Raw genomic sequence first — 22,502 nt, forward strand, 5'->3', positions numbered from 1 at the left:
GGTTCGGAAACCGCTAGAATGTCTACCGGATTAGGTGATTTGACAAATTAACCGAAAGGTCTCGACAGGTCTGTCGAGTGATTCGGCGTTGCGCCGAGTGAGTTAATCTGACGCTCTGGCCAGCGCGGATGGTGGTATCGGTGCGGACGTCCGGCGGTCAGTGAGGAGGCGCCGCGGCCAGGCCGGTGCCGGTCCGGCCGCGGCGCAATTCTGTTTCAGATCGGTCATCCGCGGGTCGTCGTGTGTGCTTACGTGCCGGATGAAACACTGTCGGAGATGATAAAAGATGTGGTTGTCGCTATCCGCGGAATGGTGCGGACATCGCGGTGAGCAGGCTGTGTTCGGCGTCGTCCTGGGAAAGTTCCCACATGAACGCGCCCAGCAGCCCGTTCCGTTCGGCCGTTCGGGCCCTGATGCCGATCGACTCCGGGTTCTCGAAGCTGGCGAACCTGCGTTCGGCCGCGTTGTACAGCCACGGCGACCGGGCGACCGGATGCCAGTGCTGCTGCCAGGCGGGGTCCTTCAGCAGGGCCTGGATGTTCCGCCAGCCGCCCACGTCGAAGGTGCGTTCGTAGGGCTGGTAGAGCCCGTTGTCCTGGCCCGCCTGCCGTACCTGGAAACCGCGCCCGTAGAACGGCACGCCGAGCACCAGCCGGTCGGCCGGCACGCCGTGCTGCCGGTAGTACTCGACGGCGCCGAGCACGTTGTTCCAGCGGCGCATCGGCTGGCCGAGCGGGTCCTGCGCGACCTCGCGCAGGGGCGCGTTGAAGGTGGCCACGGTCGAGAAGCCGGTACCCATGTCGTAGGTCATCAGGTTGACGAAGTCGAGCACGCGGCCCAGCGCGCGCAGGTCGAAGCTTTTCGCCGGGTCGTACGGCCCGTCGGTCTGCAGGCGCCCGGCCGGCAGCGCGGCGGTCAGCAGGAACCGGGCGTCACACTGACGGCCCAACCTGTCCAGCTGGCCGCGGAACTCCTGGGAGAGCAGGGTCATGTTCCGCCGGTCCGCCGGCCGGTCGGTGATCTCGGACGGACCGCCGTAGACCGGGAACTCCCAGTCGAGGTCGATCCCGTCGAAACTGCCGCGGTACTGGCCGAAGAACAGGTCGATGCAGGAGCTGGCCAGCTGGCGGCGGGACTCGGTGGTCAGCGCGGCGTCGGAGAAACCGCCCGCGCCCCAGCCGCCGATGGAGATCAGGGTGCGCAGTTTCGGGTGCTCGCGCTTGAGCTCGGCCAGTGCGGCGAAGTCCGCCGCCGCGCCGGGCTGGACCACGCATTTGCCCTGCTCGATGGTGGAGAACGCGTAGAAGAGGTGGGTGATGGTGTCGGCCGGGATCCGCGCGACCGGGTACTCCGCGCTGTTCCCGCCGGCGTAGTACGCGCCAATCACCGGCCCGGACACCGGTGGCGGGGAGGCCGGCGTCGCGGCCTCCCCGGTTCCCGTCACCGTGGCGGTCAGGATCAGCGAGGCGGCGGCGAGCGCCGCCGAGCGGCGAAAGCGTGACATGGAACCTCCAGCAGAGGGCGAAGGGCCTGCACGCCCGTATGGTACAGACCAATTTCGCCGCTGCCGATGATCAGCCGCGGACGGTGAACCCGCCGCCGGTGATCTCCGTGTCCGGCACCGTGCCGAGGCAGCGGGCCGCTTTTTCGGCGACACCGACGCGGTCGGCCTTGCCGTTGTCGTACACGGTGACGCTGATCCGGTCCCCAGGTTCGATGTCGATCCCGCCCCGGCGGTCGACCACACCGGTCACGATCGCCAGCGGCCCGCCGACCTTCAGGCAGTCGACGCGACCGGTCGCCCAGCCGACTTCCCCGTTGTAGTGGTGCGCCACCCGGAACGTGCCCTTCGCGTCCTGCCCGGATCCGTGCGCGCTGGCCGAGATCTCGAACAGGCTGTCCGGGTTGTGCACCTGGATCTCCACTGTGCCGGTCACCGACGGAGGGGCCTGCCCGCCGCCGGTATCGGCAGTGGCAGTGGCGTTGGCCGGTGCCGCCAGCAGGATCATCGAGCCTGCCACCGCGCAGGTCAGTGCTTTTCCGTTCATGAGTTCTTCCCCCTCGCTCTAGTGTGGGCCGGGGCAAGCGTCCCGCCGGACCGGGTGCGGGCACCTCCCGCCGCGGTGGGAACGACCTCACCCGCGAGCGGGTCGCGCGCTCAGCGGTTCCGGCCGAGCAGGGGCGTGACGTAGGCGAGCAGGGCCTGCTTCACCTCTTCCCGGACGTCCGGGTCGGTGGCGCCGGCAGTGCGGCCGACGGTGTAGAGCCCGTTGCTGATGTGCACGATCATCGCCGCGGCGACTGCCCGCCGGCCCGGTGGCACCTCGGGCGCCAGCACCTCGATCATCTCCTCGAGCCGCTGCCGGATCGCCGACGTGACCCCTTCGCTGGGCGTCACCACCGGCGTGGTCAGCAGGAAACCGAGCAGGCCGGGCGGCTCCCGATTGAGCGCGGCGTGGATGTCCAGCACGTGGTCGATCGTCTCGGCGAGATCTAGGTCGGTGTCGGTGCGCAGCCGTTCGTCGAGCGCGGCGCCGAGCCGGGCCGTCCACTTGTCCTGCAGCGCGACGAGGATCTCCTCCTTGTCGGCGAAGAACTGGTACAGCGAGCCCACCGACACCCCGGCGCGTTCGGCGACCAGGTTGGTGTTGGTGTTCTCGTAGCCGCGCTCGGCGAGCAGTTCGCCGGCCGCGACCAGGATCCGGTCCACGAGGTGGCGGCTTCGCGACTGCTTCGGCACACGCCGCGGGCCGGATGCCCTGGTCACGATGGTCCCTCCTGGCGAAACGCGAGCACCCGCCCGCGCCCGGCAGGTAGAAACGCGAGTTGATGAACGCGAGCTAATGCTCGGATAATAGTGCTCGACGGGCGGTGCGGTCGAGCGGCTTTGACCACCCGCGACGACCCACTCGCACGGGGAGCGTGACAGGTTGACCAGCGCAACGCAGGTGGACGTGCTCATCGTCGGGGCCGGCCTGTCCGGGGTCGGCGCGGCGTACCGCCTCCAGACGCAGAGCCCCGGCCGGAGCTACGCCATCCTCGAATCCCGCGACACGATCGGCGGCACCTGGGACCTGTTCCGCTATCCGGGAATCCGGTCCGACTCCGACATGTTCACCCTCGGTTACCCGTTCCGGCCGTGGAAGGACGCCAAGGCCATCGCGGACGGCCCTTCGATCCTCAGCTATATCCGCGAAACGGCCGCCGAGTACGGCATCGACCGGAAGATCCGCTTCGGGCACCGGGTGGTCCGCGCGTCTTGGTCCTCTGTGGACTCAAAGTGGACGGTCGAGGCGGAGACCGGCCCCGGCGGGCGGCCGGTGACGTTCACCTGTTCTTTCCTCTACCTGTGCAGTGGTTACTACAGCTACGAAACCGGGCACGCGGTCGACTTCCCGGGGCGCGACGAGTTCCGCGGGCAGATCGTGCACCCCCAGCACTGGCCGGCGGACCTCGACTACCGCGGCAAGCGGGTGGTGGTGGTCGGCAGCGGCGCCACCGCGGTCACCCTGGTGCCGAAACTGGCCGAAGAGGCCGAGCACGTGACGATGCTGCAGCGTTCGCCCAGCTACATCGTGGCGCGCCCGGGTAGCGACCGGCTCGCCGACCGGTTGCGCGCGCTGCTGCCGGAGGGGCTGGCGCACCGGGTCATCCGGGGCAAGAACGTGCTGCTGTCCACGCTCACCTTCCAGTTCTTCCGGCGGTGGCCGGAGCGGGCGGCGCGGCTCATCCGCACCGGCGCGGCGAAACAGCTGCAGGGCTCGGTCGCGGTGGACCCGCATTTCATGCCGAGCTACAAGCCGTGGGACCAGCGGCTGTGCCTGGTGCCGGAGGGCGATCTGTTCAAGGCCCTGCGCAACGGCCGGGCCGGTGTGGTCACCGACCGGATCGACACCTTCACCGCCGCCGGGCTCCGGCTCGCCTCGGGTGCGGAGCTGGCCGCGGATGTGGTGATCACGGCCACCGGGCTCAAAATGGTGAGCTTCGGCCAGATCGCCCTCACCGTGGACGGCCGGGCCGTCGACCCGACCGAGAGCGTGGTCTACAAGGGCATGATGTTCAGCGGGATCCCGAACCTGGCCTGGTGCGTTGGCTACACCAACAACTCCTGGACGCTGCGGGCGGATCTGACCTCGCAGTATGTTTGCCGCCTGCTCAACCACATGAGCCGGCAGGGCTACACCAGCTGCGTACCTGAGGTGGATGCCACCGAAGCCGCGAAGAGGGACCGCCGCCCCATTCTCGATCTGTCCTCCGGCTACGTCCGCCGCGCGGCCGATGTGCTGCCCAAACAGGGCGACCGGCAGCCGTGGCGGATGCGCCAGAACTACCTGCTCGACCTCGCGGCCATGCGACTCGGCCGGGTCGACGGCGAAACCATGCGCTTCGGCCGCGGTAAGGCCGCGAGTATCGATCACCAAGAACTCGTGCCCTGAGAAAAATCGCGCCATAATTACGCATCGTAACGGCCCTGATGGTCGTGCGACTCCAATACATCAATGGTGACGATGTATTGGAGAAGAGAAGATGACCACCTCCGGTGCCACGATCAGCGAACTGAACCCGCAGCAAGCCCTCGACCAGCTGGTCATGGTGGGTACCACTTCCTTCTACTGGCCCGAAGACGAAGACGCCTGCGACCGCCACGGTAAACTCCTGCGAGACCTCCTGTGCGGCGCGGAGCACGGGGTAGCCGCCTTCACCAGGGTCGAAAGACCCGAGTCGGTTAAGGCTGATTCGGGTGGGGTTCACCTTTCTTCGGTGGGTACGGAATCCGTCAAATGGGTAAGCGCGGCATACGGTGGTGCCGAACCTGCGATCGACGAGCTGGTTCAGGAGTTGCGCGGCGAGTGTGATCGCCGGCGCCGCGAACAAGTGCAGACGGCGGACCCGCCGGTATTCCGGCATCGGCTCTTTCTCGATGCGGAAGCCTTCGCCTCGGTGGTGCGGGAGGCCGGGCAGATCCGGCACTTCTTCGCCCTGATCGACTTCCAGTTCCACACCATGCTCGACGTGCCGGTGCTGCAGGCCAGCGTGTCGACCTGGAGCAAGCCACCGCGCAGTGTCAACCACATGCCGGACTGGCTCGAAGGCGAGTTCGAGAACTCGGCCCGGGTGGAGAATCCGGCAGCATTCGCGAAGGCCGCCCGGAAGCAGATCTACGACCGCATCTGTTTCCGCGTCGAAACCTCCGGCCTGCGTTACGCGAGGCCCCGGGTCTCCGGCCGGCATTACCAGTCGCCGATCTTCTGGATCGCGGTACCGCACGCGAGCGAGCCGGTGCTCCAGGTCGCCGGTGCCGCTGCCCCGCACCTCGGGGGCACCGTCAGGGAGTTGTTGTCGCCCGCCACCGTGGCCGACCCTCCGATCATTTCCGCGATGCTTTCCGAGGATCTTCGGATATTTCGCCGGTTCGTTCCGGAGAAGAACCAGGACGTGCCCACGTATGTGCTGAGTCCGTTACCTTTGCTCGAAGAGGATACCGACGTTCGCAAGAAGGTGGCCATACGTCGGGAGAACGAGATTCGCGACATGGTGACGTCGCTGACCAAACTCGAGATCGATGCCGCGGCGGCGCTCTTCGAGCTCGAGAAAGATGTCGAGATCTGGCACAACCACCTTCAGGTCTACGAAGCGGTGACGCATACCGGCGGGCAGTTGTGGGATGGGGTGGCGACGCATTTGCTGTGCCATCATCGCGGCCGCAAGTCCACCCGCGTGCAGGGTTTGGTGCAGCTGTTGCACCAAACCCTGCTCCAGGGCATCGCCGCCCTCAACAACATCACCACCAGCGTCATCCTTTGCACCTCGCGAATCGAGAAGGTCAGTGACAAGTTGTGGAGCGACTTCACCCGCGCGGTTGCCAACACGCAGAACCCGCAGTACGAGAACCTGCGCGATGAACTCACCAGCGCGGGCTTGTTCCGGCAGATACAACGCAGGGTCGACGAGGTGAAGGACAAGGCGGAGCAGGTTCGGGCCAACTCCGGTGACTTGCTGACAGCGATCGGCCAAGCCTACGACGAGCGCCGGGTCCGGGAAGGCGACCGGATCCAGCAGTCGGGCACCTACCTTGCCGGGTTCCTGGGGGTGCTCGGCCTGGTCGCCGTTCTCGACGCGTCTTTCGATCAGTGGAAGGCCCCTACTGCGGGCTGGGGACAGTGGGCGCTTCGGGGGACATCTTGGGGCGTGGGACTTTTTCTGCTGATAATGGTGGGCGGGTTCTATGTGCAGCGTCGGCGCATCGGTGGGCTGGGGAGCAAGCGATACCGGCGGGCCTACCTGGACGTATGGGACTTTCTGCGTCGTTGCTCGACCGAGCGCTTGGATGCCAGCAACGAGGAGTTCCGGCAGACGCCTCGCTCCCTGAGAGCGGAAACCTGGAAGGGGGGCGGCGGGTAGTCGGCCAGCGCGAGAAGGAGAAGGCTCGCTACTGGGCGGCGCTCGACGTGGATCTGGCCGAGCGGCTCGCGAAGACTTGGGATGCGGTCGAGCAGCTCCCCACGCGGCCTCGGGTGCGGGTGGACGAACCGTTCACCCTGTCGGCGAGACCTGTCGCCAAAATCTCGCGGCTCCGGCGGGACGCCAAACGGGATGTCCGGAATCTGGAGACCTTGGTGGAGAAGTGGTCGCTGCACAGCATGCTCGTGACCGAGCGTCCTCGGGAGCTGTGGCGCTATCGGCTGCCCTACCTGACCGCGATGTACCGGGCGTGCTGCCGATTGGACCGCAGCGCCGTCGACGGCAGCCTCGATGGCAGCAAGGCGGTCAGCGTCTGCAACTCGGAGCTGAACCTGGTGTTCTGCGGAGTCGGTTTGCGCCGTCAGCTGCGGGAGAGTGAGCGGGTCATCGAGTGGCTCGACGAACTCGGCAGGCGAAAGGCCCGGCCGGACCGGGCGAAGGACGTCTGGCGCCAGGTCCGTGAGGAAAAGCTGGATCCCGTCTTCACCGAGGGCAGCAAACGTGGCGTGGTCCTGGACGCGCTCACCGAGGCGACGGAGCTGGCCGAGGACTACAAGCCGCCGGCGCGGGCTATTTCCGGCGAAGTCGTCCGCAAGATGGGGAACATGGTGCATGTGCGGACCCTTTCGCTGCGGAAGCGGCACCGAGGGTCTCGACGGCTTGAGTTTCCGATCGCGGTGACCCCGCCGGACTTGCACGCCTGGATTCGGGCGACCGGGTACGAGGTCGGCACGACGAGTCTGGTCGCGGTGACCGAGTCGGGGATGCTGAGCCCGCGTTGGCTGCGGGGGTTGCTTCAGGTGGCGTACGGGCTCGGCCGGGGCGTCGTGCGGCGACTGCCGTGGTTGCGCGTCCGTGCCAGGTAGCGTGTTCTCGGCAGATCACGGCAGGCAGGAGGGTATCGATGGCCGCACCGGCTGATCTCCCTGGCGGGGTCCGTGAGGTGAAGTCGGCGGCGAGGACCCTGGAACTGCTGGAGTTGCTGGCGGCCAGGCAGAACCGTCCGGCGAGGCTGCGCGAACTCAGCGAAGCGCTGGAAATGCCCCGAAGCAGCTGTCACGCGTTGCTGCGCACCCTGGCCAAGTACGGCTGGGTGCGCACCGACGCGTCCGGAACCCGTTACGGCATCGGCATTCGCGCGCTGCTCGCGGGCACGACCTACCTGGACACCGATCGCTGCGTCCGCATCGCGAAGCCCGCGCTGGACACGCTCGGTGAACATCTCGACGAGACCTTCCACCTCGGCAGGCTCGCCGGCAGCGACGTGGTCTACCTGGTCACCCGCCCGTCCGGGCAGTATCTCCGGCCGTACAGCCGGGTCGGCCGACGGTTGCCCGCATACTCGACCGCGCTCGGCAAGGCGCTGCTCGCCGAGCTCGACGCCGGCGAGCTGGACGAGCACCTGCCCGCGGAGCTGGCGCCGCTGACACCGCACACGCTCACCGACCGGGCCGCGCTGGAGCGGGATCTCGAAGAAGCCCGCGAACGCGGTTACGCGGTCGATCGCCAGGAGAACAGCCTCGGCCTGCGGTGTTTCGCGCTGCCGCTGCACTATTCGTCGCCAGCCACCGACGCGATCAGCTGCTCGGTCCCGCTCGCGCGCCTCACCCCGGCCCGCGAGTCGGACATCGTCGCCGCGATGCGCGAGGCGCGGGAAACCATCGACCAGGCCGCCGTCGCCATCGATCCCGGCCTGTCCGACGCCTGAGAAGCTGTCTACCCATGTGGACGTTCGAGGACTAGGGTGCCTCCGTGTGGACGATCAGCACCGCATCCGGGAAGTGCGCCTCACCCCGGTCGCCTTTCGGGATCCGCCGCTGCTCAACACGGTCGGCGTGCACCAGCCCTTCGCACTGCGGGCCATCGTCGAGGTGGTCACCGACTCCGGGCTGACCGGCCTCGGTGAGACCTACGGTGACGCCGGGCATCTGAGCCGGCTCCGGCTCGCGGCGGCCGCACTCACCGGGGTGGACGTGTGGCAGGTGAACGAGATCGCCCGCCGGGTCCGGTCCGCGCTCGCCACCGACCACGGGACCGGCGGGCACGGGATGAGCGGCATGGTCACCGGCAGCAGCACCGCGGACCGGGTGCTCTCCCCGTTCGAGGTCGCCTGTCTCGACATCCAGGGCAAGGCGATCGGCCGCCCGGTCAGCGACCTGCTCGGCGGCGCCGTGCGCGACCGGGTCGACTACAGCGCCTACCTCTTCTACAAGTGGGCCGGCCACCCCGGCGCCGAGCCGGACGAATGGGGCACCGCGCTCGACCCCGCGCAGCTCGTGGAGCAGGCCGGGCGCATGATCGGCGAGTTCGGCTTCGGCGCGATCAAGCTCAAGGGCGGGGTCTTCCCGCCGGAGGCGGAGATCGAGACGATTCTGGCTCTGCGCAAGGCTTTCCCGTACCATCCGCTGCGGATCGACCCGAACGGCGCGTGGAGCGTGCCGACCTCGGTGCTGGCCGGCGAGCAGCTGGCCGGGGTGATCGAGTACCTGGAGGACCCCACCACCGGGATCGAAGGCATGGCGAAGGTCGCGCGCGAAGTGCCGATGCCGCTCGCCACGAACATGTGCGTGGTCGCCTTCGACCAGGTCAAGCCCGCCGTCGCGGCGGACGCGGTGCGGGTGATCCTGTCCGACCACCATTTCTGGGGCGGCCTTGACCGTTCCCGCTCGCTCGCCCGCATCTGCGACACCTTCGGCATGGGACTGTCCATGCATTCCAACTCGCACCTCGGGATCAGCCTGGCCGCGATGACGCACCTGGCCGCGGCCACCCCGAACCTGACCTACGCCTGCGACACCCACTGGCCGTGGAAGGACCCTGCCGAAGACGTCATCGTGCCCGGTGTACTGGCCTTCGAAGGAGGATCGGTGGCGGTGCCGGCCGGGCCGGGACTCGGGGTGGAGCTGGACCGGGACGCGCTCGCCAGGCTGCACGAGCGGTACCTCTCCTGCGGGATCCGCGAACGGGACGACACCGGCTACTTCCGCCGGTTCGAACCGGACTTCGACCCGGCCGCCCCGCGCTGGTGATCTGCTGCGCGCGAGTGGGCAAGAAGTCGGCTATTTGCCGGTTAAGCGCAGGAGGGCGTCCAGGGCGGGGTTGTTGTGCTCGGTCCGCCAGACGCAGTGGGTCTCCACCAGGTTCGGCCGCAGCCCGTCGATCTCGGTGAACGCCAGGTTCGGCAGCCGGAGCCTGGCCGCCGAGCGCGGCACGAGGCCGACCCCGAGACCCGCGTCGACCAGCGCCAGCAGGCTGTTCACCTGCGCCACCTGCTGCACGTAGCGAGGCTGCACGCCTGCCTCGTGGAAGGTGCTGACGATCAGCTCGTGCAGGTACCTGGCGTCCACCGGGGTGTAGGTGATGACGTCGTGCCCGCCGATGTCGGCCAGCTCCGGCGGGCGCCCGAGATGGGTCAGCGGGTGCTCCCGCGGGCAGGCCAGCACCAGGCTCTCCACGTGCACCCGACGGGCGCTGAGCAGGTCCGACCCCGGAATTCCGCGGGCGAGGCCGACGTGCAGCCGTCCCGTCAGCAGCGCGTCGATCTGGTCACCGCTCACCATTTCCCGCAGGGTGAGGTCCACTCCGGGCAGCTTCGCGGTCACCGTCTGGATCCAGCCGCCGAGCACGGTCAGCGCGGAGACCGCGGTGAACCCGATCCACAACGAGCCGGTGCTGCCGCCGGCCGCGCTGCGCGCGGACAGCGACGCGGTTTCGGCCAGGCTCAGCATCCGGCGCGCCTCGGTGAGGAAGGCGGACCCGGCGGGGGTCAGGTGCACCGCGCGCGACGTGCGGACCAGCAGGTCGACCTCCAGCGCTCGCTCGAGTTTCTGCACCTGCCTGCTCAGCGGGGGCTGGGTCATCCGCAGCCTGCTCGCCGCGCGGCCGAAGTGCCGTTCCTCGGCGACCGCGACGAACCCGCGCAACTGTTCGAGCGTGAACTGGGTCGACATCGTTGCCTCCACCGTTGCACCACTGCCTACGCAATAATACCGAAAAGGTATCAGCGAATGCGTTCTTGGTCTTAGACAGGTATCGAAGATTCTCCCTAGGCTCGAGGTAGTCCTTCGACACTGGAGCCTGAACCATGACCTTGTTCGCCCCCGAGGAGCTGAGGTCCGCGCTCGGCACGGGCTTGCTGTCCTTCCCGGTGACCCACGCGCGAAAGGACCTCGGCTTCGACGAGGACGCCTACCGCGAGCACCTGGCCTGGCAGGGCACCTTTCCGGCGTCCGGCGTGTTCGCCGCCGGCGGCACCGGCGAGTTCTTCGCGCTGACCCCGGGCGAGGTGAGCCAGGTCGTGCGCGCGGCCATCGCTGCCACCCCGGCGGGAAAGCCGGTGGTCGCCCCGGCCGGCTACGGCACGGCTCAGGCGATCGCGATGGCCCGTGACGCCGAAGCCGCCGGTGCGAGCGGGATCTTCCTGCTGCCGCCGTACCTGACCGAGTTGTCGCAGGACGGGCTGATCGCGCATGTGCGCGCGGTCTGCGAAGCGACCGGCCTCGGCGTCGTGGTCTACCACCGCGCCAACGCCGCGTTCGGTTTCGACGCGGTGCGTCGGCTCGTCGAGGTCTGCGACAACTTCGTCGGCTTCAAGGACGGGATCGGCGACGTCGACCTGATGACCCGGATCCACACCCGGCTGCACGGGCGGCTGCTGTCGATCGGCGGCCTGCCCACCGCGGAGACCTACGCGTTGCCGTATTTGGAGATGGGAGTGACCACCTACTCGTCGGCGATCTTCAACTTCATGCCGGAGTTCGCGCTCGGCTTCTACGACTCGGTCCGGGCGCGCGACACCACGGCCGTGTACCGCGGGCTCGACGAGTTCGTTTTGCCCTACTTGGACATCCGCGACCGCAAGGCGGGTTACGCGGTGTCGATCGTCAAGGCCGGGCTGAAGGCGATCGGCCGGGACGCCGGCCCGGTGCGGCCGCCGCTGACCGATCTCACCGAGACCGAGCTGGGCGAGCTCCGGGCGCTGGTGGAGAAGGTGGCCGGCGCATGACCGGCGCGGTGCCCGTGGTGACCGGCTACCGCGTGCTGCCGGTCGCCGGCCGGGACTCCATGCTGCTGAACCTCAGCGGCGCGCACGGCCCGTTCTTCACCAGGAATCTGGTGATCCTGACCGACTCCGACGGTCGCACCGGGGTCGGTGAGGTACCCGGCGGGCCCGCCATCACCCGCACCCTCGAGCAGGCCCGCGACCTGGTGCTCGGCGGCCGGCTCGGCGACCACCACGCCGTGCTGCGGGCGGTCGGGGACCGGTTCGCCGCCGCGGACGCGGCCGGTCGCGGGGCGCAGACCTTCGACCTGCGGGTCGCCGTGCACGTGCGCACCGCCATCGAGGCCGCGCTGCTCGACCTGCTCGGCCAGTTCCTCGGCCTGCCGGTGGCCGCGCTGCTCGGCGACGGCCGGTACCGCGACCGGGTGCGCGCGCTGGGCTACCTGTTCTTCGTCGGCGACCCAAGCCGCACCGACCTGGACTACCGCGACGGAGCGCGGGAGACCGACAACTGGTTCCGGCTGCGCGACCAGGAGGCGCTCGACGCGCCGGCTGTGGTCGCGCTCGCCGAGGCCGTCCAGGCGAAGTACGGGGTCACCGACTTCAAGCTCAAGGGCGGGGTGCTGTCCGCTGAGCAGGAGATCGAGGTGATCGCCGCGCTCGCCGAGCGGTTCCCGGACGCCGACCTCACCCTGGACCCCAACGGTGCCTGGCCGCTCGCCGACGCGGTGCGCCACGCCGGGCGGCTGCGCGATCTGCTCGCCTACGCGGAAGATCCGTGCGGCGCCGAGGGCGGCTACTCCGGGCGGGAGATCCTCGCCGAGTTCCGGCGGGCCACCGGGATGCGCACGGCCACCAACATGGTCGCCACCGACTGGCGCGAGCTCGGGCACGCGGTGCGCGCGGGCGCCGTGGACATTCCGCTGGCCGACCCGCACTTCTGGACCATGCACGGCTCGGTGCGGGTGGCGCAGCTCTGCGAAGCGTGCGGGCTTACCTGGGGTTCGCACTCCAACAACCACTTCGACATCTCGCTGGCGATGTTCACCCAGGTCGCGGCCGCCGCACCGGGGGACATCACGGCCATCGACACGCACTGGATCTGGCAGGACGGTCAGCGGCTCACCCGCGAGCCGATCGCACTGGCGGACGGGCATCTCGCCGTGCCGGATCGTCCTGGCCTCGGCGTCGAACTGGATCCCGAACAGGTCGAGGCGGCGCACGAGCTCTACCGGCGCAACGCGCTCGGGGCGCGGGACGACGCGGCGGCGATGCGGTTCCTGGTGCCGGGCTGGCGGTTCGACCCGAAGCGCCCCGCACTCGACCGGGACCCGTCCTGACCGACGGCCCGCTGTGCACCCCGGTGCCCGGAAAGGCCCGTGGCGCGGGCGATCCGCGCCACGGGCCCGTCCTTGATCAGGCGCAGGCGGCCGGGTCGGTGCTGACCAGCGGGTCCGTGGGGGCGACGCTGGTGAAGGGCACCGTGGCGGCCGGAGTGAGGACGCCGTCCTGCAGGGTGTACGCGGTGCGCGCACCGGTGTAGGTCAGCGGGTCCGCGCCGACGTCGTCGGCTTCCGAGCCCAGCGTGACCAGCGCGCGCCCGGCGGGGGTGGCTTCGCAGGTGTAGCCGACCCTCGCCGCCACACCGCCGCCTTCGTACAGGTCCAGCGGTTGGCCGTCCGGCGTGCCGAGCCGGCGGAACTCGCCGTCGTAGTCCCAGGCGTCGAAGGTCAGCGTGTTCGCCCCGACCGACTTGGTGATCACCAGTTCGGCGCGGCCGTCGGCGTTGAGGTCAGTGACCCGGATCGGCTGGGCACCGGCGAAGTCGTCGCCCGGCATGGTCGCCTGGATCTGCCTGCCGCCGACATCGGCGGTCAGTTGCTGGGTGCCGTCCCCGATCATGGTCAGCGTGACCGTTTCCGGTGTGCCGTCGCCGTCGAGGTCGGCGTGGGCGACCGCCTGCTGCGGCGGCTCGGCGGCCGCAGCCGGGGCGGCCAGCCCGATCGCCGCGAACCCGGTTGCGGCGAGCCCGATGACCAGGCTTCCCGCCCTGTTCTTCCTCGTGTTCATGATCGACTCCCTCCTCGTTCGGCAAGTTGTTCCCCGAACTTGCCGCTATTAAGTGAGATGCCCACCGCCAGGGAGAGGTGCAGTTGGTGTGACGGGGGTCACCGTCAAAAAGATCATTCTCCGGCCCTGCTGGTTAGGGTGCGGTGGTGGACGGTGAACTGGTTTACGGCTGCATGGGCCTCGGCGGCGCCTGGTCCGACGACCCGCTGACCGCGGAAGACGTGGATCAGGCCGAACGGGCCGTGCTGGCCGCGCTGGAGACCGGGATCAGCTGGTTCGACCAGGCCGACATCTACCGCCGGGGCAAGTCCGAAACGGTGCTGGGCCGGGTGCTGGCCCGCCACCCTTCGCTGCGCGAGCGGATGCGCGTCCAGACCAAATGCGGGATCAGGCTCGGCGAGGACGGGCTGGAGGCCGCCTACGACCTGAGCCGGGCCTCGATCGTGGAACGGGTGCATGGCAGCCTCGACCGGCTGGGCACCGAGTTCGTCGACGTGCTGCTGTTGCACCGGCCGGACCCGCTGATGGAGCCGGAAGAGGTGGCCGCGGCGTGCACCGAGCTGCGCTCGGCCGGCAAGGTCGGCGCGTTCGGGGTGTCGAACATGTCGGCCGCGCAGCTGGGGTTCCTGCAGGCGCACCTGGACGAGCCGCTGGTGGTGAACCAGTTGGAGATGAGCCTGCGCAAACGGGACTGGCTGGAGGCCGGGGTGCTGGTCAACCATCCGGACGGGGCCGCGGTCAGCTTCCCGGAGGGCACCATCGAGTACTGCCGCGCGCACGACGTGCGGCTGCAGGCATGGGGCGCGCTGGCCAAGGGCGTCTACACGGGAGCGCGCGACCCGGAGCGGTCCGCGGCCGACGAGCGGACGGCCGCGCTCATCGCTGACCTGGCCGCGGACAAGGGCAGTACCCCGGAGGCGATCCTGCTCGGCTGGCTGATGCGCCATCCCGCCGGGATCGAGCCGGTGATCGGCACCGCCGACCCCGACCGGATCCGTGCCTGCGGCGGCGCGGCCGAGCAGGCCGCGAAGATGAGCCGGGCCGAATGGTATGCGCTCTACACCGCCGCCCGCGGTGGCCCGGTGCCCTGACCCGGGGTTCAGAAGTCCGCGTTGCTGCCGATGTAGAGCTCGACGAAGGCGGCGGCCGCCGCCGGCGAACCGAGCAGCCGGCGCATCCTCGCCTCCGCGATCCTGGCCGCGAACAGCCCTTCCCCGCCCGGTGTGCCCGCGTTGTGGAAGATCTCGGAAAGCCAGAGCGAGAACTCCTGGTACTGCCAGACCCGGCGCAGGCAGTTCGCCGAGTAGCCCGCCAGCGGCCCGTCGTCGCCCCGGTAGTGCGCGCCGATGGCCTCCGCGAGCAGCAACGCGTCGTGCAGGGCCAGGTTCATCCCCTTGGCCGCGATCGGCGCCACCAGATGGGCCGCCTCGCCGGCGAGGTGCAGCCTGCCGTGCGACATCGGCTCCAGCACGTAGTTGTGCATGTCGAGGATGTGCTTCTCGACCAGCCGTCCCTCGATGATCTCGCCGCCGGGCACGGTCAGCCTGGCATGCAGCTCCCGCCACACCCTGTCGTCCGGCCAGTCCACTTCGGACTCACCGGCGGCGGTCTGCAGGTAGAACCGGGTGATCCGCGGGGAACGGGCCATATGCGCGGCGAACCCCCTCGGATGGATCCCGAAGACCACCCCGGCCGCGGAAGGCGGCGCTTCGGCGAGCAGGGCCAGCCAGCCGATGCCGTAGTCGTGCTGCGCCCGCAGCGTGCTCTCCGGTGGCAGGTAGTGCTGGGAAACCCCGTGCGCGCCATCGCAACCGGCCACGAAGTCCCCTTCGATCCGGTGCTCGACTCCGGTCGTGGCGTCCCGGTAGGTGACCGCCGGCAGGTCGGAGTCCAGGTCGTGCAGCCGCACGTCACGGACCTGGAATCGGGTGTCTCCGCCGTGGTCGGTGTAGGCCGCCACCAGATCGGTGACCAGCAACTGCTGCGGGTAGACGAAATGCCGGGTGCCGGGCAGGTCGCCGTAACGCACCGGATGGCTTTTCCCGGCGAACCGGAATTCGAAGGTGTCGTGCTGCAGTGCCTTGCTCAGCAGCCGGTCGGCGAGGCCGTGCCGTTGCAGCGCGCGCACGGCCCATTCCTCGATGAATCCGGCCCGCGGCCGCTGCTCGATGAACTCCCGGGCCTGTTCTTCCAGCACGGCACAGCCGATCCCGGCGCGGGCGAGCAGGTTCGCGACGGTCAGCCCGGCAGGGCCGGCACCCAGAACGATCACCGCGGTCCGGGTCGGCGGCATGGCAACAAGATACCGGGCTCGGCCGGTGGTGGGACCACGATTGTGTTTCTTTGCCGGGCGTCAGCTCGGGTGCTCGTCGGTGGCCAGCAGATGGGCGAGTTCGAGCGCCATCTTCTGGGCCTCCGCCATCAGCTCGGTGTCGCCGGTGACGTGCACGCCCTCCAGGAAGTGCAGCCCGAACGCGGCGTGCAGCACGCAGGTGCCGGAGAAGGACTCGGGGTTGGCGTGCAGGATCAGCGCGTCCACCGGCCCGAGGCAGGGCTCGTCGCTTTCGCTGCTGAGCGACAGTTCGCAGCGTTCGGCGAACCGCGCGGCCTCGCCGACGTGGTATCCGGCCAGTGCGAGCAGCCCGAGGGCCTCTTCGACCGCCTGGCGGCAGGGTTCCGGGGTGTCCGGGGTGGAGGTGAGGTTCCGCAGGCCGTTCGAGAGCTTCGATAGGAAACTCGCGGTGGACTCCAGGAAGTCCTGACGGCTGGGCTCGTCATCCTGCTCTGGTTGGGCCATGGCCAGACCCTACGACTTGTCCCGGGGAAAGAGCAGGCACGACCGGGTGCCCTTCGCGGACGGGCCCGGAATACCGCTGCCCGCCCGCGAAGGGCCGATCTCACCGGAGTTCTAGCCGGGGCTGTCCGCACTCGCACCGGTGTCGTCGGTGGTGCCGGTGGGTGCCACGGCCAGGTCGTCCGGAGAGTCCGTGGCGGAGTTCGCGGAGTCCACCGGCGAGGCGGCCGGGGAATCCGCGGACTCGGGGGAGTTGTCGGCCATCGTGCCGGGGACGGTGAAGCCCGGGTCGGCCTGCTGGACCACGGACACGGGTGCGGGGTCGTTCAGCGGGACGTCGGCCGAAGCCGTCGCGACGGCCGTGCCGAAACCGGCCAGTACCAGGGTCGCGCCCGCGACGATCCACGGTCGTTTGCCGTTCATGGTGTCACTTTCCTTCCTCTAGGGGTGATTCCAGGTTCTCTGGCGGAGATGAAGACAGCACCGCCGTGTCCATGAAGGACTGTTCATGACGGCCGGCCGATGCGTGCTCCAGCCACCGTTCGGCCAGTGCGACCCGCTGTTCGGTGTGCTGCCGCCAGTGCGGCTCCTGCACCCGGTGCGGCCCGGTGGCCAGCGAAAGGACCACCGCGGCCGTCCGGCGGGCCAGCGCGGCCGGGTCCACGGCGCCATGGCCGTCGCCGGTGAAGCTGCGCTCCAGCCGGGTGCCCAGCCGTTCGATGGCCATCGCCCTGTCCGGCCGGATCTGCGCGAGCACGGCCAGGTGCGCCAGCAGGCACCCGGCATCGTCGAGCCGTTCGCCGCGTCCGGCGCCGTCGATGTCGAGCAGCCCGCTGACCCGGCCCTGGTGCATCATCAGCTGGCTCTCGTAGAGATCACCGTGCACCGGCACGCCCGGCCCTTCCGGCGCCTCGTGATCGACGGCAGCCGCCACCGCCCTGGCCCGAGCCGCCAGCTCGGGCGCCGCGGCGGCGACCACTTCCGCGTAGTGCCGCGACTTCTGGCCCCAGGTGCGTCGCGGGGGCCCGGTGGCGAGGGTGTCCGGCAGCGCGTCCAGCACCCGCGTCACGTCCGCGGGATCCGGCTCCTCGCGGTCCCCGGCCAGCAGCACCTCCCGCAGCGTGCGGCCCGGCAGCCCGGCCAGCGCGACCAGCCCGTCATCGGTCCAGCCCAGCGCGGCCGGCACGGCGGCGCCCCCGGCACTGGCGAGCCGGTGCCTTTCGTGCAGTGCCGCCGCCTTGGCCGGCGGGACGATCTTGGCGAACACGCGGCGCCCGTCCGGGGTGGCGATCTCCACCACGGCGCGGCGGCGCGGCCGGTAGGACCGGACCCGCAGCCGCACCGCGTCGCCGGTGAAGCCGAGGCACACGTTCTTCATCAGCCCGCGCATCCGCTCGGGATCGCAGGCGGTGCGCAGGGCGGGCAGTTCGGGGTCGAACGGGAACCGCCACATGCCGATCTCGGTTTCGCCGTCGCTCAGCCTGGCCACTCCGGCCGGCAGCCGCCCCGAGGAAGCGCCGAGTGTTTCGCCGCTCACCGTGCCGTCGGCCCAGCGCACCCTGGCGGTGTAGCTCGCCGTGGTCCGCCTGCCGGGCTGGTGGTCCACCTGGGCGACCTTCCAGTCCAGCAGCCGCGCACCCGCGGCCGACAGCACCGCGGACATCAGTTCTCCCGCCGACCCGCCGGTGAGCAGGGCAAGGCCGGCGCCGGCCGGTTCACGCTCGCTCGTGGTCACCGGTCCAGCCTGCGTGCCGCGGATGACGTCTCGGTGAGCGCACCATGAGAGAACGTTCATCCAGCGCCCGATCCGGTGGTCCGGCCCCTAACTTGGGGCCACTTTGTTCCCCGGGAAGGGAAGCCGGATGGCCTTCAGCGCGGATCAGCCCCACGAAGACGGCGAGTACCCCAGGAAGGTCCGGCTGCGCACGGCGGGCTGGGTGGTGCTGGCCGTGACGGTCGTGCTCAACGTGGCGAGCATGGCGGTGCCCGCGCTGATCGACCATCCGCTGACCAGGGACCGCGGCGAGGTGCGGGACTACCTCGACGTGTTCGTGGAGGGGAACCTGCCGACCTGGTGGAGCACCGGGCTTCTGGTGGTCGCCGCGGTGACCCATGTGCTGACCGGGGTGCTCGCCCGCGCCGACCGGGCGGTGGCGAACCAGGCCGCGCTGGCCTGGTTCGCCACCGCGGCGATGCTCGGGGTGCTCTCGCTCGACGACCACACCCAGTTGCACGAGCGGCTGGACCGCGTCGGCAGGCAGCTCGTCTCGTACGACGGTTTCCCGTTCTACTGGCTGCTTCCCGGTCTGGTCGCCGCCGTGATCGTGGCCGCCGCGTTGCTGTCGCTCGGTTTCCGGCTACGGGGCACCGCGCGCTGGTGCATGCTCGGCGGGTGCGCGCTGCTGCTCGGCGCCGCGCTCGGCGGTGAGCTGGTGCAGGGCCTGCTGATCGCCGGTGGCGAGGACGGGCCGCGCTATGTGCTCGCCTACCACGCCGAAGAACTCGGCGAGAACCTCGGCGTGCTGCTCCTGCTCGCGGCCGCGGTCCGTTCGATGTGCATCACCAGACACCGGTACCACCTCGAACTCGGCTACCGCACCGTCAGGCGGCACTCTCCCGGTTGACGTCGCGGTTGTTGCTGCCCGGCCGGTCGAGGTTCCAGGCCACCAGCCGGCGGGGGTGCACGCGGATCAGGTCGCGGGTGAATCCCTCCATCATCGGCTCGTCCCGCAGGAGTTCCGCCACACCACGGATTTCCAGGCCGCGCCCGCGCTGGCCGCCGGGGCCGACCGCCCGCGGCGCGGTGTCGTCGATGACCAGCGAGACCCGCGGGTCGGCCTGGATGTTGCGGTACTTCCGGGATTCGCTGAGGTTCGGGCCGCCGATGTCGATCGTGCCGGTGTCCTCGTTCACCCGGTAGGTGACGGGATGGTTCTGCGGTGACCCGGCGGGGCCGATGGTGGCCAGTCTGGCCAGCCCCTGTGCGCGGAGGTATTCGCGTTCGTGTTCGGTGAAGATCATGCGCCCATCCTCGTACCTGAACCAAGGTTGAGGTCAAGGCCGTCGGGGTGCCGCACGGACCTCGGCGGCGACGGCGGGCACGATGATCGCCGCGCCGGCCAGCACCGCGGGCTGGAACGGTTCGCCGAGCACCAGCACCCCGATCAGATACGCGACCACGGGCACGGCGTAGGCGTACGTGCTGACCAGCGCCACCGGGGCCGCGCGCAGCAGCCAGTTGTAGAGCGCGAACCCGGCCAGCGAGTCGACGAGCACCAGATAGCCCAGCGCGACCCACGAGCTGGTGCGCACCGCCGCGGGCGCGAACTCGGCGGGCTCCCCGGCGAGCACACCCACCAGCAGCAGGGTGAGGCCGCCGGCCAGCAGCTGCACCGCGGTCGCCGTCCCCGGCCCCGGCCCTGACGTCGGCCCGGCCACCGAGCGGGACGCCCACAGCGTGCCGCCCGCCCAGCAGGCAGCGGCGGCGGCGACCACGAACGTCCAGCCGGACCAATCGCCAGTCGAACCGGTCGCCAGCACCACCACGGTCACCCCGGCGAACCCGACCAGCAGCCGCACCACCGCCGCCGGCCCGGGACGCTCGCCGGTGACGGCGCGCAGCACCGCCACCCAGAGCGGGACGACCGCGACGAGCAGCGCGGCGGTACTGGCGAGCACGTGCCGCTCGGCTACCGCGACCGCGCCCTGCGCGCCCAGCAGGCACACCCCGGTCCCGGCGGTGGTTAAGAGCCTTCGCCGGCCCAGTCCGCGCAGTGCGGCAGGGCGCGTGGCGGCGAGCACCAGCCCGGCCGTCAGGAAGACCGTTCCCGAGGCCAGCAGCGGTGGCAGGGTCGCCACCAGCACCCGGATCGCAGGGAAGGACGATCCCCAGCACAGCCAGAGTCCGGCCATCGCGGCGACAACGGTCGGGGTGGCGGAACGGGACGGCGTTACGGCTGGCGTGTGCATGCGGACAAGTCCAGCCGCTCGCTCGGGATGAGTCCAACGACTACTCGTCATACAAGGCATGAGCTGAGATCATGGCCTGGTGGACCTCACCGTCGCGCACCTCCAGGCCCTGCTCGCCGTCGAAGAGCACGGCAGCTTCACCCGCGCCGCCGGGGCGCTCGGTCTGACCCAGTCCGCGGTCAGCCGCACCATCGCCGCCGTGGAGCGACGTTTCGGCAGGAAGCTGGTGCACCGCGGGCCCGGCGGCGCGTCGCTGACCGCCCTCGGTCGCCAGGTCGCCGAACACGGCCACGCGGTCGTCGGGCGGCTGCGCGCGATCGACGCACTTGCCCAGCGACGGGACGAGCCGAGGCTGCGCGTCGGCGCGGTCGCCAGCGCACTGGTCCGGCTGGTGCCCGCCGCGCTGGACCGGCTGCGGGCCGACTGGCCGGAGCTGGACGTGCTCACCGCGCGGGGCGATGACGACGAGCTCGCGGACTGGCTCGCCGCGGACACCATCGACTTCGCCGTGACCACCGTCCGCATCCCCGGCTCGCGGCCGGCCGGTGTGGTCACCGACGAGTTCCTCGCCGTGCTACCGCGCCGGCACCGGCTCGGCTACGCGGACCGGGTCGGGCTCGCCGACCTGGCCGGGGCCGGTGTCGCCGATCCAGGCGGAACCTGCGGGCCGCTGCTCGCGGCGCGGTTCGCCGAGCAGGGGGTGAGCTGGCGGCCCGACCACACGGTCCGGGACGTTTCCACCGTGCTGGCCATGGTCGCGGCCGGCATCACCGCCGGGGTGGTACCCGCGCTCGCCGCACCGGTACCGGCGGTGAGCAAGGTGGTCCTGCGCCCGCTCGACCCGCCCGTGCACCGCAGCCTCTACCTGTATCGCGCACCGGGGAACCGGTACGCGAAAAGCATGGTCGGTATGCTCGCGGGCTCAGGTTCCCTTGCGTAGCTGGAAAGTCACGTCCGCCCCGGTCTCGCGGGTGAACGGCTCGTCTTCCTTGAGCGCGCGCAGCCGGACGGCGAGATCGGTGGCATAGATGTCCACTGTGGACTCAATGAGGTCGGCGTAGGTCCGTACGGCGCCTCGGCCGCGCAGCCAGCCGGTGGCCCAGATGCCGGCCGCGACCGGGATCGCCGGCCACCAGAACAGCCCGGCCAGCAGGTAGCCCACCGCCCAGGTGGCCTGGTTCACCGCGCTGTCGAAGGCCGAACGGGCGGCACGCAGCTCGGCGCGGGTGGTGTCGTCCAGCACCAGCCACAGGCGGGGCCACCAGGACTGCAGGTCCACCTGGTACTCGTGGTACACCCGCAGCTCGGCGCCGGCGATCCGGTCGCCCATCCAGGTCGGCCTGCTCGGCCTGGTCATGGCGATCCCGTTGCGGCGCGCGGCGAGCAGGTTCCGCTCCCCCTCGCCGGTCGCCTTCCCGACCGCCTCGTGCGCCCTGCTCCACCGCTTTTGCCTGCGGGCCACCAGTTTCCGGCCCACCCAGGACAGCGGGGCCGGCCGCGCGTCGGCCCAGGAGCCGAGCCACAGCCGCTGCGTGACCCCGGTCAGGCCGCCCACCACGAAACCCGCCGCGACGGCCGCGAACAGCACGGCGACCAGTACCAGTGCCTGCGCCGCTGGCGGCCGGGCGCCGAGTGCGGTGGACCAGGCACCGGCGCGCCGGACCAGCTCGTTCCAGTCGAGGGCGTGCGCGTGGCCGAGCACGGCGGCCACGGTGGCGACGAAGGTGAGCAGCAGGCCGGGCAGCATCAGCAGCGAGAACCACTTTTCGGCCAGCTTGCGGCCCAGCTCGCCGAAGAAGGAGTTCACGCCCGGCTCCGGCGCAGCGGCCGCCCCAACAGCCAGCAGTCACCGGGCACCGGACCGCCCGGTTCCCGCGGCACGGTCCGCCCGCAGCGCCCGTCCGGGCAGAGGTAGACCTCCGGCGCGGTGTGCGCCGTGGTGCCAAGGCCTTGCATGCTCATCGCCGGGCCGCTGGAACGGTGGCCGTCCAGCGCTTCCTTGGGGATGCCCAGCCGGGGCAGCTGCTCCCGGACCGGGGTGCCCGCCTTGATCTCGCCGATCACGTCGTCGAGCACCTCGGAAATGCCCTGCTGCCTGGCGAACTGCCGGAGTTCCGGCAGCGTCCCGCAGAAGCCGGCCAGCTGTTCCTCCTGGTCCACCGCATCCCCTCCGCCACTTGCGTGCGACCATCCTGGCACAGCCTG

General features: G+C 70.3%; 23 protein-coding genes. 10 read left to right on the top strand and 13 right to left on the bottom strand.

Going from position 1 to position 22,502, the window contains the following annotated elements:
- Positions 1–298 precede the first annotated feature (298 nt).
- The 3 genes from AMYNI_RS0131630 to AMYNI_RS47485 all read right to left on the bottom strand — a co-directional run bounded on the left by AMYNI_RS0131630 (position 299) and on the right by AMYNI_RS47485 (position 2,767).
- Entirely contained in the window at positions 299–1,504 is a 1,206-nt protein-coding gene (locus AMYNI_RS0131630; RefSeq protein WP_020672110.1) for a glycoside hydrolase family 18 protein, read from the bottom strand.
- A 70-nt stretch (positions 1,505–1,574) separates the two neighbouring features.
- The gene (locus tag AMYNI_RS45705; RefSeq protein ID WP_020672111.1) at positions 1,575–2,048 is read right to left on the bottom strand and encodes a hypothetical protein; all 474 of its coding nucleotides are present in this window, start codon (positions 2,046–2,048) and stop codon (positions 1,575–1,577) included.
- A 110-nt stretch (positions 2,049–2,158) separates the two neighbouring features.
- The gene (locus AMYNI_RS47485) at positions 2,159–2,767 is read right to left on the bottom strand and encodes a TetR/AcrR family transcriptional regulator (protein WP_020672112.1); all 609 of its coding nucleotides are present in this window, start codon (positions 2,765–2,767) and stop codon (positions 2,159–2,161) included.
- A 163-nt stretch (positions 2,768–2,930) separates the two neighbouring features.
- On the opposite strand from AMYNI_RS47485, the gene AMYNI_RS0131645 reads away from it, so the two are divergent.
- The 5 genes from AMYNI_RS0131645 (at position 2,931) to AMYNI_RS0131665 (ending at position 9,491) form a co-directional block, all read left to right on the top strand.
- The gene (locus AMYNI_RS0131645) at positions 2,931–4,436 is read left to right on the top strand and encodes a flavin-containing monooxygenase (protein WP_211225521.1); all 1,506 of its coding nucleotides are present in this window, start codon (positions 2,931–2,933) and stop codon (positions 4,434–4,436) included.
- Positions 4,437–4,527: 91 nt separating this feature from the next.
- Positions 4,528–6,402, top strand: coding sequence for a hypothetical protein (locus tag AMYNI_RS0131650; RefSeq protein ID WP_020672114.1), 1,875 nt, complete (start codon positions 4,528–4,530; stop codon positions 6,400–6,402).
- 47 nt (positions 6,403–6,449) lie between these two features.
- Positions 6,450–7,328 (top strand): hypothetical protein, encoded by an 879-nt coding sequence (locus AMYNI_RS0131655; RefSeq protein ID WP_020672115.1) that lies wholly within the window; start codon positions 6,450–6,452, stop codon positions 7,326–7,328.
- A 38-nt stretch (positions 7,329–7,366) separates the two neighbouring features.
- Positions 7,367–8,170: an IclR family transcriptional regulator gene (locus AMYNI_RS0131660; protein ID WP_020672116.1), complete on the top strand. Its 804-nt coding sequence runs from the start codon at positions 7,367–7,369 to the stop codon at positions 8,168–8,170.
- Between the two features lie 46 nt (positions 8,171–8,216).
- Positions 8,217–9,491 carry a glucarate dehydratase family protein gene (locus AMYNI_RS0131665; protein WP_020672117.1) on the top strand — a complete coding sequence of 425 codons (1,275 nt, stop codon included), beginning with the start codon at positions 8,217–8,219 and terminating at the stop codon, positions 9,489–9,491.
- Between the two features lie 30 nt (positions 9,492–9,521).
- On the opposite strand, the gene AMYNI_RS0131670 is transcribed toward AMYNI_RS0131665, so the two are convergent.
- Positions 9,522–10,412, bottom strand: coding sequence for a LysR family transcriptional regulator (locus AMYNI_RS0131670; protein ID WP_020672118.1), 891 nt, complete (start codon positions 10,410–10,412; stop codon positions 9,522–9,524).
- Positions 10,413–10,546: 134 nt separating this feature from the next.
- On the opposite strand from AMYNI_RS0131670, the gene kdgD reads away from it, so the two are divergent.
- Entirely contained in the window at positions 10,547–11,467 is a 921-nt protein-coding gene (kdgD, locus tag AMYNI_RS0131675; protein ID WP_020672119.1) for a 5-dehydro-4-deoxyglucarate dehydratase, read from the top strand.
- Positions 11,464–12,804, top strand: a complete 1,341-nt coding sequence (locus AMYNI_RS0131680) for an enolase C-terminal domain-like protein (protein WP_020672120.1) — start codon at positions 11,464–11,466, stop codon at positions 12,802–12,804. The genes kdgD and AMYNI_RS0131680 overlap by 4 nt, the downstream gene beginning before the upstream one ends.
- Positions 12,805–12,880: 76 nt before the next feature.
- Here the strand turns inward: AMYNI_RS0131680 and AMYNI_RS0131685 are convergent, their stop codons facing one another.
- The gene (locus AMYNI_RS0131685; RefSeq protein WP_020672121.1) at positions 12,881–13,534 is read right to left on the bottom strand and encodes a hypothetical protein; all 654 of its coding nucleotides are present in this window, start codon (positions 13,532–13,534) and stop codon (positions 12,881–12,883) included.
- Positions 13,535–13,680: 146 nt separating this feature from the next.
- Between AMYNI_RS0131685 and AMYNI_RS0131690 the strand changes: the two genes are divergently transcribed.
- Positions 13,681–14,625 (top strand): aldo/keto reductase, encoded by a 945-nt coding sequence (locus AMYNI_RS0131690; RefSeq protein WP_211225522.1) that lies wholly within the window; start codon positions 13,681–13,683, stop codon positions 14,623–14,625.
- A gap of 8 nt (positions 14,626–14,633) precedes the next feature.
- Here AMYNI_RS0131690 and AMYNI_RS0131695 read toward each other — a convergent pair whose 3' ends face one another.
- The 4 genes from AMYNI_RS0131695 to AMYNI_RS45715 form a co-directional block, all read right to left on the bottom strand.
- A complete protein-coding gene (locus AMYNI_RS0131695) occupies positions 14,634–15,827 on the bottom strand; it encodes a 4-hydroxybenzoate 3-monooxygenase (RefSeq protein ID WP_020672123.1) in 1,194 nt (397 codons plus the stop codon).
- 60 nt (positions 15,828–15,887) lie between these two features.
- A complete protein-coding gene (locus AMYNI_RS0131700; RefSeq protein WP_020672124.1) occupies positions 15,888–16,331 on the bottom strand; it encodes a hypothetical protein in 444 nt (147 codons plus the stop codon).
- A gap of 111 nt (positions 16,332–16,442) precedes the next feature.
- Entirely contained in the window at positions 16,443–16,751 is a 309-nt protein-coding gene (locus tag AMYNI_RS0131705; protein WP_020672125.1) for a hypothetical protein, read from the bottom strand.
- 4 nt (positions 16,752–16,755) lie between these two features.
- Positions 16,756–18,063: a phosphotransferase family protein gene (locus AMYNI_RS45715; protein ID WP_020672126.1), complete on the bottom strand. Its 1,308-nt coding sequence runs from the start codon at positions 18,061–18,063 to the stop codon at positions 16,756–16,758.
- Positions 18,064–18,190: 127 nt separating this feature from the next.
- Between AMYNI_RS45715 and AMYNI_RS0131715 the strand changes: the two genes are divergently transcribed.
- Entirely contained in the window at positions 18,191–18,952 is a 762-nt protein-coding gene (locus tag AMYNI_RS0131715; RefSeq protein ID WP_020672127.1) for a hypothetical protein, read from the top strand.
- Here AMYNI_RS0131715 and AMYNI_RS0131720 read toward each other — a convergent pair.
- Together AMYNI_RS0131720 and AMYNI_RS0131725 are read right to left on the bottom strand one after the other, a co-directional pair.
- On the bottom strand, positions 18,930–19,349 hold the full coding sequence (locus AMYNI_RS0131720; RefSeq protein ID WP_020672128.1) for a PPOX class F420-dependent oxidoreductase: 420 nt from the start codon (positions 19,347–19,349) through the stop codon (positions 18,930–18,932). The genes AMYNI_RS0131715 and AMYNI_RS0131720 overlap by 23 nt on opposite strands.
- A 33-nt stretch (positions 19,350–19,382) precedes the next feature.
- Positions 19,383–20,297: an EamA family transporter gene (locus tag AMYNI_RS0131725; protein ID WP_157357523.1), complete on the bottom strand. Its 915-nt coding sequence runs from the start codon at positions 20,295–20,297 to the stop codon at positions 19,383–19,385.
- A gap of 79 nt (positions 20,298–20,376) precedes the next feature.
- Between AMYNI_RS0131725 and AMYNI_RS0131730 the strand changes: the two genes are divergently transcribed.
- On the top strand, positions 20,377–21,237 hold the full coding sequence (locus AMYNI_RS0131730) for a LysR family transcriptional regulator (protein WP_020672130.1): 861 nt from the start codon (positions 20,377–20,379) through the stop codon (positions 21,235–21,237).
- Here the strand turns inward: AMYNI_RS0131730 and AMYNI_RS0131735 are convergent.
- Together AMYNI_RS0131735 and AMYNI_RS0131740 are read right to left on the bottom strand one after the other, a co-directional pair.
- A complete protein-coding gene (locus AMYNI_RS0131735; protein ID WP_020672131.1) occupies positions 21,220–22,104 on the bottom strand; it encodes a hypothetical protein in 885 nt (294 codons plus the stop codon). The genes AMYNI_RS0131730 and AMYNI_RS0131735 overlap by 18 nt on opposite strands.
- Complete coding sequence (locus AMYNI_RS0131740; RefSeq protein ID WP_020672132.1) at positions 22,101–22,457, bottom strand: hypothetical protein; 357 nt, start codon at positions 22,455–22,457, stop codon at positions 22,101–22,103. Before AMYNI_RS0131740 ends, AMYNI_RS0131735 begins: the two co-directional genes overlap by 4 nt.
- Positions 22,458–22,502: the final 45 nt, after the last annotated feature.

The organism is Amycolatopsis nigrescens CSC17Ta-90 (assembly GCF_000384315.1).
Lineage (GTDB): Bacteria > Actinomycetota > Actinomycetes > Mycobacteriales > Pseudonocardiaceae > Amycolatopsis > Amycolatopsis nigrescens.

What these genes read in the sequence shown, in the direction of transcription:
- AMYNI_RS0131630 (WP_020672110.1), bottom strand. Translation starts at nt 1,504, where the DNA reads ATGTCACGCTTTCGCCGCTCGGCGGCGCTCGCCGCCGCCTCGCTGATC.
- AMYNI_RS45705 (WP_020672111.1), bottom strand. Translation starts at nt 2,048, where the DNA reads ATGAACGGAAAAGCACTGACCTGCGCGGTGGCAGGCTCGATGATCCTG.
- AMYNI_RS0131650 (WP_020672114.1), top strand. Translation starts at nt 4,528, where the DNA reads ATGACCACCTCCGGTGCCACGATCAGCGAACTGAACCCGCAGCAAGCC.
- AMYNI_RS0131660 (WP_020672116.1), top strand. Translation starts at nt 7,367, where the DNA reads ATGGCCGCACCGGCTGATCTCCCTGGCGGGGTCCGTGAGGTGAAGTCG.
- AMYNI_RS0131670 (WP_020672118.1), bottom strand. Translation starts at nt 10,412, where the DNA reads ATGTCGACCCAGTTCACGCTCGAACAGTTGCGCGGGTTCGTCGCGGTC.
- kdgD (WP_020672119.1), top strand. Translation starts at nt 10,547, where the DNA reads ATGACCTTGTTCGCCCCCGAGGAGCTGAGGTCCGCGCTCGGCACGGGC.
- AMYNI_RS0131680 (WP_020672120.1), top strand. Translation starts at nt 11,464, where the DNA reads ATGACCGGCGCGGTGCCCGTGGTGACCGGCTACCGCGTGCTGCCGGTC.
- AMYNI_RS0131685 (WP_020672121.1), bottom strand. Translation starts at nt 13,534, where the DNA reads ATGAACACGAGGAAGAACAGGGCGGGAAGCCTGGTCATCGGGCTCGCC.
- AMYNI_RS0131695 (WP_020672123.1), bottom strand. Translation starts at nt 15,827, where the DNA reads ATGCCGCCGACCCGGACCGCGGTGATCGTTCTGGGTGCCGGCCCTGCC.
- AMYNI_RS0131700 (WP_020672124.1), bottom strand. Translation starts at nt 16,331, where the DNA reads ATGGCCCAACCAGAGCAGGATGACGAGCCCAGCCGTCAGGACTTCCTG.
- AMYNI_RS0131705 (WP_020672125.1), bottom strand. Translation starts at nt 16,751, where the DNA reads ATGAACGGCAAACGACCGTGGATCGTCGCGGGCGCGACCCTGGTACTG.
- AMYNI_RS0131715 (WP_020672127.1), top strand. Translation starts at nt 18,191, where the DNA reads ATGGCCTTCAGCGCGGATCAGCCCCACGAAGACGGCGAGTACCCCAGG.
- AMYNI_RS0131720 (WP_020672128.1), bottom strand. Translation starts at nt 19,349, where the DNA reads ATGATCTTCACCGAACACGAACGCGAATACCTCCGCGCACAGGGGCTG.
- AMYNI_RS0131725 (WP_157357523.1), bottom strand. Translation starts at nt 20,297, where the DNA reads ATGCACACGCCAGCCGTAACGCCGTCCCGTTCCGCCACCCCGACCGTT.